A 16,070-nucleotide genomic window follows, 5' to 3' on the forward strand; every position below is an offset into this window, starting at 1 on the left:
CAAGGTTTTGCAGGCTTCGCGCACACACCGTACGGCAGACGAGATCCCGTCCTCCACTGAGGACGGATTAGCGGCGGTGACCGGGCAGCGCCCGCGCCCGCACCTGGAGGACTGAGTTGAGCCCCATCCGCTCCGCGACCATCGCGGTGCTCGCATCGGCCCTCGTGGCCACCACGCTCACCGGCTGCCAGTTCGGCGAAGCGGAGCAGGACACGAGTCCGATCGTGATCGCCGCCGACCTCGAGCTCTCCGGTGCCGCCGCACCAATGGGCCGGGCATACCAGCGCGCGCTGGAACTCAAGAGAGACCAGTTGAACTCCTCCGGAGCACTGAACGGCCGGAAGATCGACCTTAGGATCAAGGACAACCGTTCCGACGCTGCCGAGTCACTGCGCAACATCGCGGACTTCAGCAGCGATTCCCGGGCCAGCGCGATCGTCATGGGCGGTTGTAGCGAATGCGCGGTCGGCGCGGTCGGCGTCATCAACGAGAAGCGGATTCCCACCATTGCGCTGGCCGCTTCCGGGGCGATCTCGAGCCCGGTCGCCGACCGGCGCTACGTGTTCAAGCTGGGCCCGAACGCGGCCGACAGCGCCTCCGCGCTCACCACCGAACTGCGTCGCAAGAACGTCCGCAAGGTCGCCCTGCTCGCCAGCAACGACGACTACGGCCGCGAGGGTGTCCTCGCGCTCCGCCGCGAACTGGGCAAGACCACCATCAAGGTGGCCGGCGAGGAATCGGTGAAGAACACCGACACCGAGGTCGGCCAGCAGATCGGCAAGCTCGTCAAGCTCAAGCCCGACGCGCTGGTCGTCTGGACCCCGCCGGAGCAGGCCGCGCTCGCCGCGACCAGCGCCCAGCAGGCCGCGTTCCGCGGGTCGCTCTTCTTCGACGCGGGAGCGGCCGGCGACCTCTTCCTCGGCGCGGCGGCCCGGGCCACCGAGAAGGCCACGATGGTCTTCACCCAGACCATGGTCATCGACGACGTGATCGCCACCACCCCGGCGAAGGCGGCCCGGCGGCAGTGGTTCCAGGACTACACGGCCCGCTTCGGCGGGTACAACGGCTCCTCCTCCTTCGCCGCCGACGCGATCCAGCTGATCGCCGACGCCGAACTGCGGGCCGGCGGCCCGGCGGGGAAGGTCGACCGGGACGGCATCCGTGACGTGTTGGAGACGTCCCAGATCGACGGCCTCTCCGGCCCGATCCGCATGACGCCGGACAACCACTCGGGGCTCATGCCGCAGGCGCTCACCACGCTCGTCGCGCGCAACGGCCGCTGGCGGTTGGCGGGGTAACCGCTTCGGGTCGGGGGGTGGTGGCCTACCGTGCCCGGCTCCGGGCGGTCAGGCTTGATCCCTGCGCCGGGCACGGTAGGCCACCACCCCTCCGTGTCACCGTCCGCGAAAGAGCCGGCCTCCCTAGGGAGGCCGGCTCTCGCCGCTAGGAGGAGTACGAACATTCGTGACCCGGACTTGCCACAGGCCCCCGGACCGAGGGCCTTTGCGTGGTGCTGGTCAGGAGACGGGGCCGACAGCCTTCGCGAGGTCGACGAAGTGCCGCCACTGCGAGGGCTCGAAGGCGAGCGTCCCGCCGTCGCGGTCCTTCGTGTCACGGACGAGGACGACGCCGGGAAGGTTGTCCGCGACCTCGACGCAGTCGCCGCCGTTGCCGCTGCTGCGGGTGCTCTTGCGCCACTGTGCGCCGGTCATGTCCATGTCTCTGCCATCTCCGTAAGTAGGTCGACGGACCGCTACGACCGCACTGGGCGTGCCGCGCCGACGGTCAACCGTGGCCGTGCGCGACGGCACGACTCATGCTCAAAGCGGAGTACGAGCACAAGATGCCGAGCCTGTCGATCTACCTGGCCGGACTGCTGTACGAGGCGATGCGCGACCTCTACCACCTGAACCCACACGACGGCCCGAGCCCCCGCGCCCTGTACGACCGCTTCGTGGGATGGGGACCGTTCCGCAGACCGATCGTCGACGCACCGCGTTGAAACGCCTCCCAGCACGGCGGCGGCAGTCACTTCACCCGCCATCGCTGGCAATCTTGGACAGTTTCCGTTAGCAGCTAACGGAAACTGTCCAAGATTCACCCTGTGAACTACCTCCCACGGCCCGGACGACGTCGCCGGCACGGTCGCTGACCGAGCCTTTGGGACAAATCCTCCAGCGCGGCACGGGTGGTCTGTCGACCACCTGCCCTGGCCGCCATTGCCTCGCCGGGTCAGCGGCTGCTGGTGGTCTCTCGCACCCAGGGCAGCGCGATCCGCTCGACGAGCACGAGCGCGGAGTAGAGCAGGATGCTGACCAGTGCCACCAGCATGATGGCCGCCCAGGCGGTGGCGGTGTCGCCGACGCCCGCGTACTGAGTGATCACATAGCCCAGGCCCTTCTCCCCGGCCTGGAACTCGCCGATCACCGCGCCGATGGCCGCCAGCGGCATGGCCACCTTGAGCCCCACGAAGATCTGCGGCAGCGCCGCCGGGAACCGCACCTTGCGGAACGCCTGCCAACGGGAGGCGTTCCACGACCGGACCAGCTCGGCCAGGTCGGCCGGCGTGGTGGTCAACCCCGTCGCGGTGGACAGCACGATGGGGAAGAAGCAGAGCAGGAACACCATGGTCAGGATCGGCCTCTGCCCCCAGCCCAGCGCCACCACCAGCAGCGGGCCCAGGGTGATCTTCGGCACGGCGTTCACCGCGACCAGCAGCGGCGTGAACATCCGCTCGACCGTGTGGGAGCTGGCCAGGGAGAGTCCGATCAGGACACCGGCGGCGGCCGACAGGACGAACCCGATCAGGATCTCCAGCAGGGTGGCCCAGGTGTGCTCCAGCATCTGGGCGGGCTTGTCGACGAACGCGCTGAGCACCTCCCCCGGCGGCGGCAGGGCGGCCGGGTGGACCAGCTCCAGCCGGGCCACCAGCCACCACACGGCCAGGGCGACCACGAGACCGGCCGCGGGCAGCAGCGTCGCCCCGGTGCCCGCGCGCAGGCCGGCGCCCCGACCCGCCCGACGCGCCTGGCCGCCGGCGCCCGGGGGTGCGGGCGCCGTCACCGCCGGCTCGGCTGAGCGGACGTCGGTCATCTTGTCCTCCTCGTTGTTCGCCGGCCCCGCGAGGACCGACAAGATTCGCCGGCCCGCGAGGACCGACAAGATTCGCCGGCCCGCGAGGACCGACAAGATTCGCCGGTCCGCGAGGGCCGGCAAGATTCGCCGGTCCGCGAGGGCCGACAAGCGACGGGGGTACGCCCCACCGGAGACCGGTGGAACGTACCCCCTGGTGACGACCGGACGATCAGGCCTTCGGCGCGAGGCTGAAGTCGATGATCTGCTCGGGGGTGATGTTCTGCTTGAGCGCGCCGGCGCCCTGCAGGATCGCGATGCTCTTCGCCACCCGGCCGCTGTCCAGCGTGCCGATCGCGGTGCCGGAGTTGCCGGAGCGCACGTACGCGGCCATCAGGTCCAGCTCGGCGGCGGCGGCCACCGGGTTGGCGGCGTCGACGTTCTTCTTCAGGATCTCGCCGGCCTCCTTGGAGTTGGCCAGGCTGTACTCGAGGCCCTTGAGCAGCGCCGCGGTGAACCGCTTCACCATCTCGGGCTTCTCCTTGGCGATCTTGCTGGAGGTGATCAGCACGTTGCCGTAGAGGTCCTGCATCACGTTGCTGTACGGCAGCATGACGGCCTTCTTCTTGGACACCGCCTCGATCGTCGGCTGACCCACGACGAACTGGCCGATGCCGTCCACCGAGCCGGAGGCCAGCGTGCCGATCAGCGCCTGCGCCTCACCGTTGACCCAGGTCACCTTGCTGGCGTCCACACCGGCGAGCCGGGCGTACGTCGGGAACAGGTTGCGCACCACGGAGCCGGGGGTGTCGGCGAGCTTCTTGCCCTCCAGGTCCTTGGGCGAGTTGATGTTCTTGCCCTCGACGGTGGCGATGCCCGCCATCGTGCGCTGCTGGATCGCCGCCACGGCGGTGAAGTCCTTCGCCTGACCGTTGCCGAGCTGGAGCAGACCACCGGTGAGGTCGATCGGCCCGAAGTCCGCCTGACCGCCGACGACCGTCTGGATCACGCCGCCGGTGCCCTGACCGGCCTTGATCTCGACGTCGAAGCCGGCCTCCTTGAAGAAGCCCTTGTCCTTCGCCACCCAGGCGTAGGAGTCACGGCCGAAGTTGCCGAAGGAGGTGAGGTAGGTCACCTTCTCCAGTGCTCCGTCTTTGCCGCCCTTGGCGTCGTCGGACGAGTCCGACCCGCTGCTGCAGGCGGAGACGAGGGCGAGGGCAGTGGCCAGCGCGGCCGTAGCGACCGTACGGGTCAGCCTTCTCATCAGTAGCACCATGTCCTTTCCGACCGGGGCCGCAGGCCACCGGAGGGGGTTGTCGCGGCGGTACCGGCGGGAGGGGCAAGCCGGGCACCGCCATCGTGAGGGGACTCTTCGCGGGCACAGCGTACGAGAAACCCACAGTTGCGACGCCAGGCGTACCGGGTTGCGGATCGGAAACAACATGACGACGACCCCGGACGGTGCGACATGTCAACAGGGCGGCTAGCCTTTGTCGGATTCCTGACCGTCCACTCAGCGGAGGTCCGCCGCAGATGATCCGACTGTCCGGGGTGTCGCGTACCTTCGAGGGCCGGTCCGGCCAGGTCGAAGCCCTGCGCGGCATCGACCTCGACGTCGCCGAGGGCGAGTTCGTCGCCGTCCTCGGGCGCTCGGGCTGCGGCAAGTCCACCCTGCTGCGGCTGATCGCCGGGCTGCTCCCGCTGACCTCCGGCGAGATCACCGTGGCCGGTACGCCGATCACGCGACCCCGCCGCGACATCGCCATGCTGTTCCAGAAGCCGGCGCTGCTGCCCTGGCGCAGCGTGCTGGACAACGTCCTGCTGCCGGTGGAGATCTTCGGCTGGAGTCGCGCCAAGCACCGCGAGCGGGCCCGCCAACTGCTCGACGTGGCCGGCCTGGCCGGGTTCGAGAAGCGGCTGCCGCACGAACTCTCCGGTGGCATGCAGCAACGGGTGTCGCTGTGCCGGTCGCTGATCGGCGAACCCCGGGTGATGCTCATGGACGAGCCGTTCTCCGCGCTCGACGCGCTCACCCGCGAGGAGCTCTCCGGCGAACTCCAGCGCGTGCACATGGAGAACAAGCCCAGCATCGTCTTCGTCACCCACTCGATCGACGAGGCGGTGCTGCTCGCCGACCGGGTGATCGTGCTGAGCCCTCGCCCCGGCCGGATCCGCAAGGTGGTCGAGGTGGCCATTCCCCGTCCACGCACCCTGGGCCGCAACGCCCACCTCGCCGACGTCGCCCGGGTCAGCGCCGACCTGCACGAACTGTTGATGGAACGCGACCAGCCGGCCACGGCCGGCGCGGAGGGACGATGACCATGCGGGTGTCGGTGTTCACCGAGCCGCACCGGGGTGCCGACTACGACACCCAGCTCCGGTTCGCCCGACTGGCCGAAGCCGGTGGCTTCGAGGGATTCCTGCGGGCCGACCACTACCAGTCGATGGGCGACGACCCCGGCCTGCCCGGCCCGACGGACGCCTGGCTGACCCTCGCCGCGCTGGCCCGGGAGACCGAACGGATCCGGCTCGGCACCCTGGTGACGTCGGCCACCTTCCGCCTGCCCGGCCCCCTCGCGGTGCTGGTCGCGCAGGTCGACCAGATGAGCGGCGGCCGGGTCGACCTCGGCATCGGCGCCGGCTGGTACCAGCGCGAGCACACGTCGTACGGCATCCCCTTCCCGGCCGTCGGGGAGCGCTTCGACCGGCTGGCCGAGCAGCTCGAGGTGATCACCGGGCTGTGGTCCACCCCGGTGGGCGAGACGTACAGCTTCACCGGTGACCACTACCGGCTGGTGGACGCGCCCGCGTTGCCCAAGCCGGCGCAGGTGCCCGGTCCGCCGATCATCGTGGGCGGCCGCGGCCCCAAGCGGACCCCCGAGCTGGCCGCCCGCTACGCCGACGAGTTCAACATGCCGTTCAAGTCCGTGGCCGAGACCGCCGGGGCGTACGACCGCGTACGGGAGGCGTGCGGCCGTACCGGTCGGGCCGAGACCGGGCGGGCGCCGCTGGTGCTCTCCGCCGGCATCGTGGTGGCCATCGGGCGTACCGACGCGGAGGCCGCCCGACGGGCCGCGCCCCTGCACGAGAAGAGCGCGCTGCCGCCGGAGGACCCGGTGGTCGGCTCGCCGGCACAGCTGGTGCAGCGGATCGGCGAGTTCGCCGAGATCGGCGCGGGCCGGGTGCACCTGCGCCTCACCGACCTCGACGACCTCGACCACCTCGAGCTGATCGCCGCCGAGGTGCTTCCCCAACTGGACGGTGGACGATGACCGACGTGATCGACGGCACCGAACTCGGGCCGGTGGGCCAGGAGGTCGTGTACGAGAACGACCGGGTCCGGGTCTGGCACATCCGGCTCGAACCGGGTGAGCGCCAGCCCCTGCACCGGCACGACCACCCGTACCTGGTGGTGGCGATCCAGGGCGCGAAGAACGTCGTGCAGACGATCGACGGGACCCGGATCGACGCCGACGAGCCCACCGGCGGTGTCGTGTACCGCGACCCCGGCGCGGTACACATGCTCACCAATGTCGGGGACACGACATACCTGGCCCGACTGGTCGAACTCAAGTAGACCCGCCGGGCGTGCCCCGGCGCGCCGCGCGGCGCGCCGGTGGCGATCGGGTGTACCAGGTGCGTAACGTGCCCGACATGGCCTATCGGACCTGGGGCAGACTGCTGCTCACGGCGCTCGGGGTGAGTGTGTTGGCCGGAGCCGGCCAACTCGGCGTCGCGTACGGCTTCGGCATCGTCCGGCTCACCGGCGCCTTCACCGGCTCGACCGTCAACCAGTGGCCGGCCCAGCTCGTCTGGGTGGGCTGGTTCGCCGCGAACGCCGCCGTGGCCGGCGCCGTCCTGACCGGACGACTGGCCCGCCGGGACACCCCGCCGGCCAGCACCGGCCGGCACCTGGCCATCGGTGGCGCCGCCGCGCTCGGCGCGACCGCCGTCGCCCCGCTCTGCATGCAGCCCGCCCGCGCCGCCGAGTTGATCTCGGTGGACCCGGTCTGGGCGGTCGGCATCTGCGCCATCCTCGGCGCGGTGATCGGAGCGGGCGCGGCCATCGCCGTACTGCTCCGGCCGGAGTTGGGCTGGAACATGGCGGCCGTTGCCGGGACGATCTGGCTCCTGGCGCTGGTCTCCGTTCTGCCGTCGCTCGGCACGGCCGGCCCGCTGCCCACGGTGCGACTCGGCGTACTCGAACCGGACTGGCTCAACGACGCGGCCGCGCAGCGCCTGGCGCTGCTCGTGCTGCCCCTGGTGGCGCTGCTCGCGGGCGCGGCGACCGCCGGACTGGCCCGGTGGCGCGGCCAGATCCCGCTGATCAGCGCGGCGACCGGGGTGGCCGGTCCGGTGCTGGTGGCGTTCGCCTACCTGACCGCCGGCCCCGGCGACGCCGTCGACCGCTACCAGACGACCCCCTACTACGGCGCGCTGATCGCCGTCCTCGCCGGCGCCCTCGGGGCCGCGGCGGCCGCCCTGCTGCGCTGGCCCGTCGGCGTCCGCGCCGCCGAGTCCGAGGCGATCGCGCCCACCGACATCCTGCGTCCGCTGCCCACCGGCCCGACGCTGCCAGGTGCTGAGCCGGCGACGTCGACGGACCAGGCCGAGGACCACCCCGGGCCCGCCGGCGGACAGCTGGTCGAGACGGCTGCGGGTCCGCGTGCCGGTGACGACACCACCGGTGTACGCACCGTCCCCGCCCACTGGGACTGGCCGTCGGCCACGGCGAGCGGCCAGCACGGCCCGGTCCCCGCCGACGCGACGCGCCCGGGCGAGACCCCTCGACCCACCGGCCCCCGCCAGCGGTCGGCCGCCCCCGGTTCGGCAGCGGACGCCGCAGTCCCGGATCCCTCCGCCACCGGCGGGCGGTACGACCGCACACCGGCCCGCGCCTCCTGGCTGACCGACCCGACCGGCGAGTTCACCGCCGGGCGGCAGCCGTCGAGCCGCGACGAGGACGCGGCCGGCGGTGCCGCCGACCCGGCCCGTATCGCTGCGGCGTCCACCACGTCCGCGAGGGCAGCCGTCAGCCCCACGCCCGACGCGGGCGGGGACAGCCCGACGGACAGCGCGACGACCGGCCGAGACAAGCAGGCCACCGACCGCACGACGATCAGCGCCACGGAAGCCCCATCCGACAGGGAAGCCCCACCCGACAGGGAAGCCCCGCTCGACACGGACGGCTCCGGTGACACGGGCACTCCACTCGCGGGCACCACCGTCACTCCGGTCGCCCGCAGGGCGGGCACGCGGGCCAGGGGTGGCGCGGGCACGCCGAGCGCGGGCGACACCGGCGAGCCGGTCGCGGCCAACGCGGGCACCCCGAGCACGGGTCCGCAGGTCGTGGCCGGGCCGAGCACGGGTCCGCAGGTCGTGGACGCGGACGGGCCGAGCACGAATCCGCAGGTCACGGACGTGGCCGCCATGCCGAGCACGGAGAGCGTCGACAGCGCGGGTGACCGCGCTGTCGACGCGTCCACGCCCAAGCAGCGTCGCTCGCGCAAGCCGAAGTCCGTCCCGGCCGCCACCTCGACGACCACGACCGACGACGGCACGGCAGCAGCCACCGGGACGAACACCAGCGCGACGGCCACCGCCGATACGAGCACCGCCGGTACGAGCACCGAGGGGACGACCGGCGGACGCGCCAAGCGGACGGCCCGCGCCGGCAAGGGCACCGACGTGACGAGCGTCGACCAGCCGCTCGGCCACGACGCGTCGCGCCCTTCCGGCGAGAGTGAGAGCGCCACGCCCGACGAAGCGCCACGGACCGCCGCCGCGGAACCCTGGGCCATCGACGAGGGCGCGGGCCTGCCCGCCGAGACCGCCGGAGACTCCATCCCGGTCACGGAGTCCAGGGCGGGCCGCCGCACCGAACCCGAGGGTGGCACCGGCGCTTCGCTGTTCGGCGAGCCGACGGCGGGCGACGCGGGGGCCGACCGCTGGACGCCGGCAGCACCGGCCTGGTCGGCCACCCCGTCGTGGACCACGGCGTCGACCGACCCGGAATCGTCGGCTGCGGATGCGCCCGCGAGCGCCGAGGAGTCGACCGACTGGACGCCCCGCTTCCGGCACCGGGCGCCCCTGCCCGACCTGAGCCGGGTGCCCACCTGGGACGCCTTCGACACCACCCGCCGCGCCAGATCATCGGATCAGAGCACCGGTACGCCGGACCAGAACACCAGCGCACCGCCCGCCGGCACCGCCGGACCAGCCGTCAGCACGCCGGACCAGGCCACCGGTACGACCGACCGAGCCGACCAGGCCAGGGCGATGGCCGCCCTGGCGAGGTCGATCGTGCCGCCGTCGATCACTCCGGTCGTACCGGAGCAGGGGGACGCGTCCACCACCGCCGGCAGCGCCGAGCCGGCGAACGACCCCGCTCGGACGTCCACGGACGACGGGCGGTCCGCCCGGCGGGGGCGGCTCGGCGGCCTGTTCCGGCGTAACCGGGTGCGGGCCGACGAGGAGAGCCGGCCCGCGCCCGATGCGGCGGAGCCGCTGCCCTCGCAGGACGAGGAGTTCGTCGACTGGGTCGCCGGCCTCAGCAAGCCGGTCACCGACAACGAGCCCGAGCAGGAGAGCGGCCGTCGCTCGCTGCGCTCCACCGGCCGCCACCACCGCGACTGACCCGATCGACCCCGGGTTACGTGAAGCCGGGCCTTCCTGCCGGCCAGGACGCCCCGACTTCCCGGAACCCGGGGTTGACCATGCCAAACGTCAGGCCAGCGGCAGGTAGACCTTCCCGCCGCCGGAGACGAACTCCTCCGACTTGTCCTTCATGCCGCGGGCGGCGTACTCCTTAAGCTCCTGGGTGATCTTCATGGAGCAGAACTTCGGGCCGCACATCGAGCAGAAGTGGGCGGTCTTCGCGGGCTCGGCCGGCAGCGTCGCGTCGTGGTACGAGCGCGCGGTCTCCGGGTCCAGCGAGAGGTTGAACTGGTCCTCCCAGCGGAACTCGAACCGCGCCTTCGACAGCGCGTCGTCCCACGCCTGCGCGCCGGGGTGCCCCTTGGCCAGGTCGGCGGCGTGGGCGGCGATCTTGTACGCGATCACGCCGGCCTTCACGTCGTCCCGGTCCGGCAGGCCGAGGTGCTCCTTCGGGGTGACGTAGCAGAGCATGGCGGTCCCGAACATGCCGATCATCGCCGCGCCGATCGCCGAGGTGATGTGGTCGTACGCGGGCGCGATGTCGGTGGTCAGCGGCCCGAGCGTGTAGAACGGGGCTTCGTGGCACCACTCCTGCTGGAGGTCCACGTTCTCCTTGATCTTGTGCATGGGCACGTGACCCGGGCCCTCGATCATCACCTGCACGTCGTGCTCCCAGGCGATCTTCGTCAGCTCACCGAGGGTGCGCAGCTCGGCGAACTGCGCCTCGTCGTTGGCGTCCGCGATCGAACCGGGGCGCAGCCCGTCGCCGAGCGAGAACGTCACGTCGTAGCGGGCGAGGATCGCGCACAGCTCCGCGAAGTTGGTGTACAGGAAGTTCTCCTCGTGGTGCGCCAGGCACCAGGCCGCCATGATCGAGCCGCCCCGGGAGACGATCCCGGTCACCCGGTCCACGGCCAGCGGCACGTACGGCAGCAGCACCCCGGCGTGCACCGTCATGTAGTCCACGCCCTGCTCGGCCTGCTCGATGACGGTCTCGGCGAACACCTCCCAGCTCAACTTCACCGGGTCGCCGCCGACCTTCTCCAGCGCCTGGTAGATCGGCACCGTCCCGATCGGCACCGGGGAGTTGCGCACGATCGCCTCCCGGGTCTCGTGGATCCGCTTGCCCGTGGACAGGTCCATCACGGTGTCCGCGCCCCACCGGGTCGCCCAGGTCAGCTTCTCCACCTCCTCGGCCACCGACGAGCTGACCGCCGACGTGCCGATGTTGGCGTTCACCTTGACCAGGAACGCCTTGCCGATGATCGCCGGCTCGCACTCCGGGTGGTTCACGTTCAGCGGCAGCACCGCCCGACCGGCGGCGATCTCGGTCCGGACCAGCTCCGGGTCGACGTTCTCCCGGATCGCCACGAACTCCATCTCCGGCGTCACCACCCCGGCCCGCGCGTACGCGAGCTGCGTGGGCCGGCGACCGTCCGCGCCGGCCAGCGGCGTGCCCGCGCCCCGCACCGGGGCCACGTCACCGCGCTCGGCGATCCATCGACCACGCAGCGCCGGCAACCCCACCGCCGGGTCCGACCCCGGGCCGGACGTGTCGTAGAGCCGTACCGGCGGATGGTCACCGGTCAACGCCACCTCCGCGAACGGCACCCGCACATCCGGCCGCGATCCCTCGACGTACACCTTGCCTCGTGCCTGCATGACAACCTCCCTGGTGATCAGGCGGACCAGCCGAAGTGATCCAGCGGCCCGCGCCCCGTGCCCAGCTCCCAGCCCCGCCCGCCGGTCAGCGCGCGGAACACGTACTCCTTGGCGACCTGCACCGCCGCCGGCACCGGATCGCCCAGCGCCAGCCGCACGGCGATGGCCGCCGAGAACGAGCAGCCGGTGCCGTGGGTGTGCCGGGTGTCCACCCGGGGACCGCGCAGCAGGGTGGTGACACCGCCGCCGCACAGCACGTCGACCGCCTCGTCCCCAGCGACGTCGCCGCCGGTGACCACCACGTACTCCGGGCCGCCGGCCGCGAGGGCCTCGGCGGCCACGACCATCCCCGCCACGTCGTCCACTCCGCGTCCGGTGAGGGCCGCGGCCTCCGCGCAGTTCGGCGTCGCCACCCGCGCGTACGGAAGCAGCCGCTCCACCGCACCCACCACGCCCAGCCGGTGGCCGCTCGTCGCGACCAGCACCGGATCGACGACGAGCTGGGGCAACCGGCCGTCCCGGGCGGCCTGAGCCACCACGTCGGCGACGGCCGGAGTGCCGAGCATCCCCGTCTTGACCGCGCCCACGGTGAAGTCGGCGAGCACGCTGTCCAACTGCTCCGCGACCGTGCGCGGTGGCAACGGCAGGACGGCGTCGACACCCCGGGTGTTCTGCGCGGTGACCGCCGTGAGGACACTCGTGCCGTACGCGCCGAGCGCCGCGAAGACCTTGAGGTCCGCCTGGATGCCTGCGCCGGCGCCGGAGTCTGAGCCCGCGATTGTCAGGGTGGTTTTCGGGGTCATCTCTCCTCTTTGGTTGCGCTTTGGGGCTGCGGCCGACCGTGCCCACTCCGGGCGGTCAGGCTTGATCCCTGCGTGGGCACGGTCGGCCGCAGCCCTGACCGGGGGACCTCCGTGCGCCCGTGCCGGCCTTTCAGGACCTTCTGGGTGACCGCCTCTTCAAAGGCGCTGGTCAGCAGTTGTGCTGTCGCAGACGGATCCTCGGCTCGCATGAGGGCGCCTAGGACTGCCACTCCACTGGCTCCTGCCTCGACGCAGGCGGTTACCTGCTCTGGGGTTTCCACTCCCCCGAGGGCCAGTACGGGGACCGGGCTGGCCTGGACCAGCTTCCGCAGTCCCGCGGCTTCGAGGGGTGGGCCGTAGCCGGGTTTGGTGCTGGTGGGCCAGATTGGGGAGAGGGTGGCGTAGTGCTCGGTGGTGAGGCGGTTCAGTTCGGTCTCGTTGTGGCAGGAGCGGCCGACCAGGCGGGCCGGTGGCGGCGGGTACGGGCCGGCGGCCGGCAGGTGGACGGCGTCGCCACCCAGCGGGTCGGGGCCGGCCACGATGAGGGTCCCGCCGGCGTCGGCGAGGATCGCGCGCAGCTCGACGGCGAGGGCGGCGCGCTCGGCGCGGGGCAGGTCCTTCTCCCGCAGCACGACCCAGCGCACTCCCCCGGCCACCGCCTCCGCCACGACCCGTTCGAGACCGCTCCTGGCGACCAGCCGATCGGTGAGCAGGACGACCCCCGACGGCGGCGACCCCGTCACAGGTTCGGTCTTCCCTCGTCGGGGGTGGACGCGAGGGCGTGGAAGCGTCGGGCGATCCGGCCCGCGCCCGCCGCGAGGCGGCCGGCCTCGACGGCGTACCGCATCGCCGTGGCCATCGCCACCGGATCGGCGGCCCGCGTGACCGCGCTGGCCAGCAGGACGGCGTCGCAGCCCAGCTCCATGGCGAGCGCCGCGTCGGAGGCGGTGCCGATGCCGGCGTCGAGGATCACCGGCACGTCCACGCTCTGCCGGATCAGCCGGATGTGGTGCGGGTTGCCGATGCCGAGTCCCGAGCCGATCGGCGCTCCGGCGGGCATCACCGCGGCGCAGCCCACGTCGGCGAGGCGGCGGGCGAGCACCGGGTCGTCACTGGTGTACGGCAGCACCGTGAAACCGTCGGCGACCAGCTCCTCGGCGGCGCGGAGCAGCTCCACCCCGTCGGGCAGCAGCGTCCGCTCGTCGCCGATGACCTCCAATTTCACCCAGTCGGTGTCGAACGCGTCGCGCGCCAGCCGGGCCACCTTCACCGCCTCGGTCGCGGTGTGGCAGCCGGCGGTGTTCGGCAGCAGCCGTACGCCGCACCGGTCCAGCAGGTCCAGCAGCCCGCCGCCGGTGCCCGGCGCGGTGTCCACCCGGCGCAGCGCCAGCGTGACCAGTTCCGTGCCGGACGCCCGGATCGCCTGCTCCAGCACGTGCAGGTTGGCGGCTCCGCCGGTGCCGAGGATCAACCGCGAGGCGAACGTCTCCCCACCCAGTTCGAAGGGCACGCCGCTCACCCGCCCTGCGCGGCGGTGAGCACCTCGACGCGGTCGCCGTCGCGCAGCTCCGTGGCCGGCCAGCCGGCCCGGGGCACCACCTCGCCGTTGACCGCGACCGCGACGCCACGCTGGTGCGGCGCGACGTCGTGGACCAGGTCGGCCACCGACGCGCCGCCGGGAACGCTGCGCCCGGCTCCGTTCACCGTCAGCTCCATCACTCCTCCTCGAAACTGCTTCCCGGGCCGGCGAACCGGTCGGCGCCGAAGCCGGTGAGCAGCGGGTCGGGCGTTCCGGTGAGCACCAGGTCGGTGATCGCCTCGGCGGTGACCGGGGTCAGGACGATGCCGTGCCGGTGATGCCCGGTGGCGGCCAGCACGTCCGGCCGGCCGGGCAGCGGCCCGAGGATCGGCGCGTTGTCCGGGGTACCGGGGCGCAGCCCGGCAACGGCCTCCACCAGGTCGTACTCGGTCAGTTCGGGCAGCAGGTCGACACCGGCGCGCAGCAGCCGCTGCACCGCGCCGGCGGTGACGGTGGTGTCCGACCGCTCCTCGACCGTCGCGCCGAGCACCACCTCGCCGTCGGCGCGGGGCACCAGGTACACGTGCTCGCCGTCGGCGTACCCCCGGATCACGTGCCGGAAGCCCGGCGCGACGCCGCCGGGCGCGCGCAGCCGGAGGATCTGGCCCTTCACCGGCCGCACCGGCAGGCCGGTGAGGGCGGCCGCGCCGCAACCGGCCGCGACCACGGTTACCCCGGCCTCCACATCGGACAACCGCCGGACCGGCCGCGGCACGAACGCCGCGCCGGCCCGCCGCGCGGCCGTGCGCAGCGCCGGCACCAGCCGCCGGGGATCGACCTGGTGGTCGGTGGGCGCGAGCGCGCCGCCGCGCACCCGGGGCGCGAGCGCCGGCTCGCGGTCGCGCAGCTCACTGGGGCGCAGCGGCGTCACCGGCAGATCCAGACCCTGTTGGTACGCCCACAGCCGGCGGGCCTCGGCCAGGTCGTCGCCGGTCAGCCCGACCATCAGGGTGCCCTCGGTCCGGTAGCCGATCGCGGCGTCGCTGGCCTCGGTCAACTCGGCGGCGAACGCGGGCCAACGCGCGGCGGAGGCCACCAGCAGCTCGGTCAGTCGCCGTTCCCCGAAGTACGCCTCGGCGACCGGGGAGAGCATCCCGGCGGCGACGGCCGACGCCCCCGACCCGGGAGTCGGGTCGTGCACCTCGACGCGTAGTCCACGGGTGGCACAGCGCCACGCGATCGCCAGCCCGATCGGGCCCGCGCCCACCACCGCCACGTCGGCGCGGGTCACGCCAGCGCCCGCAGCAGGTCGGCGGTCGCCCGCCCGGGATCGGCGGCCGAGGAGACCGCCCCGACCACGGCCACCCCGTACGCCCCGGCGGCGCGCAGCGCCGGCACCCGGTCGGCGGTCACTCCCCCGATCGCGATGACCGGCACGTCGACAGCGTCGACGACGTCGCGTACCCCGACGGACCCGATGGGTTCGGGCAGGCCGGCCTTGGTGCTGGTGGCGTGGCACGGGCCGACGCCGAGGTAGGTGGCCCCGGCGACGACCGCCTCGACCGCGCCGCGCGGCGCGCGGGCGGTGACGCCCAGCACGCCGGTGGGGCCGAGCACGTGCCGGGCCGCGGCGACCGGCAGGTCGTCGGCGCCGACGTGTCCACCGGCGGCGCCGACCGCCAGCGCCACGTGCAGTCGGTCGTTGACCAGGCACGTCGCCCCGTACGGCGCGCACAGCGCGAGCACCCGGGCGGCCAGGTCGTACGCCTCGCGGTCGGTGGCGGAGTCCTGGACCCGGACCTGCACGACGAGGTCGGCGTGGGCCGCCGCGAGGGCGGCCCGGACCACGGTGAGGGGATCGCGCCCGGGTCGGGTGTCGGTGATCAGATGCAGTCGTCCAAGGGACGGCACGGCAACGCTCCTCCCTGCGCCGGCATTACCCGGATCAGGTTCGACGGTCGGGGGCTGTCAGCCCCCCTCTCAGCCCGGTACACCGGGCTCCCGTGGGTTACTTGGGTGTCACCGTACGACAGATCGGCCTCCTCTGCCAAGGGTGGGTCGTCGGCCCCGAGGCGACGCATCGATCGGGGTGCTTTCTCCTGTCCTGTTCGGAATGTCGCCCGCCGTTGCAGAACCGTTACCCGCCGGCATCTTGCCGGACATCGATGCAGCAGAACTAATTTGTTCAGCGATTCGACAAAATGCCGGCGTGGACGCCCTGGCACGGCGTCCCCACCGGCTCCATCTGGGACGGTCTTCGGCGAGCCGGCCCCGCGATCCCTGTCCACCGCGACATTGGAGGCGGCGTGTCCCGTTCTCGTCGTGCCCGTTTACCACTCACCGCTACCCTGTTGTCC

At 72.7% G+C, this 16,070-nt stretch carries 15 protein-coding genes, 1 pseudogene and 1 riboswitch; of the genes and pseudogenes, 6 read left to right on the forward strand and 10 right to left on the reverse strand.

Going from position 1 to position 16,070, the window contains the following annotated elements:
* The first annotated feature begins 116 nt into the window (after nt 1-116).
* Nucleotides 117-1,298: an ABC transporter substrate-binding protein gene (locus ABZ272_RS16200; protein ID WP_355050733.1), complete on the forward strand. Its 1,182-nt coding sequence runs from the start codon at nt 117-119 to the stop codon at nt 1,296-1,298.
* A 219-nt stretch (nt 1,299-1,517) separates the two neighbouring features.
* Here the strand turns inward: ABZ272_RS16200 and ABZ272_RS16205 are convergent, their stop codons facing one another.
* Complete coding sequence (locus tag ABZ272_RS16205) at nt 1,518-1,712, reverse strand: DUF397 domain-containing protein (protein ID WP_355050789.1); 195 nt, start codon at nt 1,710-1,712, stop codon at nt 1,518-1,520.
* A gap of 38 nt (nt 1,713-1,750) precedes the next feature.
* On the opposite strand from ABZ272_RS16205, the pseudogene ABZ272_RS16210 reads away from it, so the two are divergent.
* Nucleotides 1,751-2,002: pseudogene (locus ABZ272_RS16210) on the forward strand (hypothetical protein); the annotation flags it as partial.
* Nucleotides 2,003-2,232: 230 nt separating this feature from the next.
* On the opposite strand, the gene ABZ272_RS16215 reads toward ABZ272_RS16210, so the two are convergent.
* Nucleotides 2,233-3,093 carry an ABC transporter permease gene (locus ABZ272_RS16215; RefSeq protein WP_355050734.1) on the reverse strand — a complete coding sequence of 287 codons (861 nt, stop codon included), beginning with the start codon at nt 3,091-3,093 and terminating at the stop codon, nt 2,233-2,235.
* Nucleotides 3,094-3,304: 211 nt separating this feature from the next.
* On the reverse strand, nt 3,305-4,336 hold the full coding sequence (locus tag ABZ272_RS16220; protein WP_355050735.1) for an ABC transporter substrate-binding protein: 1,032 nt from the start codon (nt 4,334-4,336) through the stop codon (nt 3,305-3,307).
* Nucleotides 4,337-4,605: 269 nt separating this feature from the next.
* Between ABZ272_RS16220 and ABZ272_RS16225 the strand changes: the two genes are divergently transcribed.
* The 4 genes from ABZ272_RS16225 (at nt 4,606) to ABZ272_RS16240 (ending at nt 9,708) form a co-directional block, all read left to right on the forward strand.
* Nucleotides 4,606-5,391 (forward strand): ABC transporter ATP-binding protein, encoded by a 786-nt coding sequence (locus ABZ272_RS16225; RefSeq protein ID WP_355050736.1) that lies wholly within the window; start codon nt 4,606-4,608, stop codon nt 5,389-5,391.
* 2 nt (nt 5,392-5,393) lie between these two features.
* Nucleotides 5,394-6,344: an LLM class F420-dependent oxidoreductase gene (locus ABZ272_RS16230; protein ID WP_355050790.1), complete on the forward strand. Its 951-nt coding sequence runs from the start codon at nt 5,394-5,396 to the stop codon at nt 6,342-6,344.
* Nucleotides 6,341-6,649 carry a cupin gene (locus ABZ272_RS16235; protein ID WP_355050737.1) on the forward strand — a complete coding sequence of 103 codons (309 nt, stop codon included), beginning with the start codon at nt 6,341-6,343 and terminating at the stop codon, nt 6,647-6,649. The genes ABZ272_RS16230 and ABZ272_RS16235 overlap by 4 nt, the downstream gene beginning before the upstream one ends.
* A 77-nt stretch (nt 6,650-6,726) precedes the next feature.
* Complete coding sequence (locus ABZ272_RS16240) at nt 6,727-9,708, forward strand: hypothetical protein (RefSeq protein ID WP_355050738.1); 2,982 nt, start codon at nt 6,727-6,729, stop codon at nt 9,706-9,708.
* 90 nt (nt 9,709-9,798) lie between these two features.
* On the opposite strand, the gene thiC is transcribed toward ABZ272_RS16240, so the two are convergent.
* From thiC to thiE, 7 genes are all read right to left on the reverse strand, one after another.
* Nucleotides 9,799-11,391 (reverse strand): phosphomethylpyrimidine synthase ThiC, encoded by a 1,593-nt coding sequence (gene thiC, locus ABZ272_RS16245; RefSeq protein ID WP_355050739.1) that lies wholly within the window; start codon nt 11,389-11,391, stop codon nt 9,799-9,801.
* A 17-nt stretch (nt 11,392-11,408) separates the two neighbouring features.
* The gene (gene thiD / locus ABZ272_RS16250) at nt 11,409-12,194 is read right to left on the reverse strand and encodes a bifunctional hydroxymethylpyrimidine kinase/phosphomethylpyrimidine kinase (RefSeq protein WP_355050740.1); all 786 of its coding nucleotides are present in this window, start codon (nt 12,192-12,194) and stop codon (nt 11,409-11,411) included.
* Entirely contained in the window at nt 12,191-12,937 is a 747-nt protein-coding gene (locus tag ABZ272_RS16255; protein ID WP_355050741.1) for a thiamine phosphate synthase, read from the reverse strand. The genes thiD and ABZ272_RS16255 overlap by 4 nt, the downstream gene beginning before the upstream one ends.
* Entirely contained in the window at nt 12,934-13,713 is a 780-nt protein-coding gene (locus ABZ272_RS16260) for a thiazole synthase (protein WP_355050742.1), read from the reverse strand. Before ABZ272_RS16260 ends, ABZ272_RS16255 begins: the two co-directional genes overlap by 4 nt.
* The gene (gene thiS, locus ABZ272_RS16265; RefSeq protein WP_355050743.1) at nt 13,710-13,910 is read right to left on the reverse strand and encodes a sulfur carrier protein ThiS; all 201 of its coding nucleotides are present in this window, start codon (nt 13,908-13,910) and stop codon (nt 13,710-13,712) included. The genes ABZ272_RS16260 and thiS overlap by 4 nt, the downstream gene beginning before the upstream one ends.
* On the reverse strand, nt 13,910-15,004 hold the full coding sequence (gene thiO, locus ABZ272_RS16270) for a glycine oxidase ThiO (protein ID WP_355050744.1): 1,095 nt from the start codon (nt 15,002-15,004) through the stop codon (nt 13,910-13,912). The genes thiS and thiO overlap by 1 nt, the downstream gene beginning before the upstream one ends.
* Nucleotides 15,001-15,624: a thiamine phosphate synthase gene (gene thiE / locus ABZ272_RS16275; RefSeq protein WP_355050745.1), complete on the reverse strand. Its 624-nt coding sequence runs from the start codon at nt 15,622-15,624 to the stop codon at nt 15,001-15,003. Before thiE ends, thiO begins: the two co-directional genes overlap by 4 nt.
* Nucleotides 15,619-15,728: riboswitch (TPP riboswitch) on the reverse strand. Its footprint overlaps the gene before it by 6 nt.
* Nucleotides 15,729-16,070: the final 342 nt, after the last annotated feature.

The organism is Micromonospora sp. NPDC005979 (assembly GCF_040614415.1).
GTDB lineage: Bacteria > Actinomycetota > Actinomycetes > Mycobacteriales > Micromonosporaceae > Micromonospora.

Bases quoted from the DNA above. Each gene is read 5' to 3' on its own strand.
- ABZ272_RS16205 (WP_355050789.1), bottom strand. From the start codon at position 1,712: ATGACCGGCGCACAGTGGCGCAAGAGCACCCGCAGCAGCGGCAACGGC.
- thiC (WP_355050739.1), bottom strand. From the start codon at position 11,391: ATGCAGGCACGAGGCAAGGTGTACGTCGAGGGATCGCGGCCGGATGTG.
- ABZ272_RS16230 (WP_355050790.1), top strand. From the start codon at position 5,394: ATGCGGGTGTCGGTGTTCACCGAGCCGCACCGGGGTGCCGACTACGAC.
- ABZ272_RS16240 (WP_355050738.1), top strand. From the start codon at position 6,727: ATGGCCTATCGGACCTGGGGCAGACTGCTGCTCACGGCGCTCGGGGTG.
- ABZ272_RS16215 (WP_355050734.1), bottom strand. From the start codon at position 3,093: ATGACCGACGTCCGCTCAGCCGAGCCGGCGGTGACGGCGCCCGCACCC.
- ABZ272_RS16235 (WP_355050737.1), top strand. From the start codon at position 6,341: ATGACCGACGTGATCGACGGCACCGAACTCGGGCCGGTGGGCCAGGAG.
- thiD (WP_355050740.1), bottom strand. From the start codon at position 12,194: ATGACCCCGAAAACCACCCTGACAATCGCGGGCTCAGACTCCGGCGCC.
- thiS (WP_355050743.1), bottom strand. From the start codon at position 13,910: ATGGAGCTGACGGTGAACGGAGCCGGGCGCAGCGTTCCCGGCGGCGCG.
- ABZ272_RS16225 (WP_355050736.1), top strand. From the start codon at position 4,606: ATGATCCGACTGTCCGGGGTGTCGCGTACCTTCGAGGGCCGGTCCGGC.
- ABZ272_RS16220 (WP_355050735.1), bottom strand. From the start codon at position 4,336: ATGAGAAGGCTGACCCGTACGGTCGCTACGGCCGCGCTGGCCACTGCC.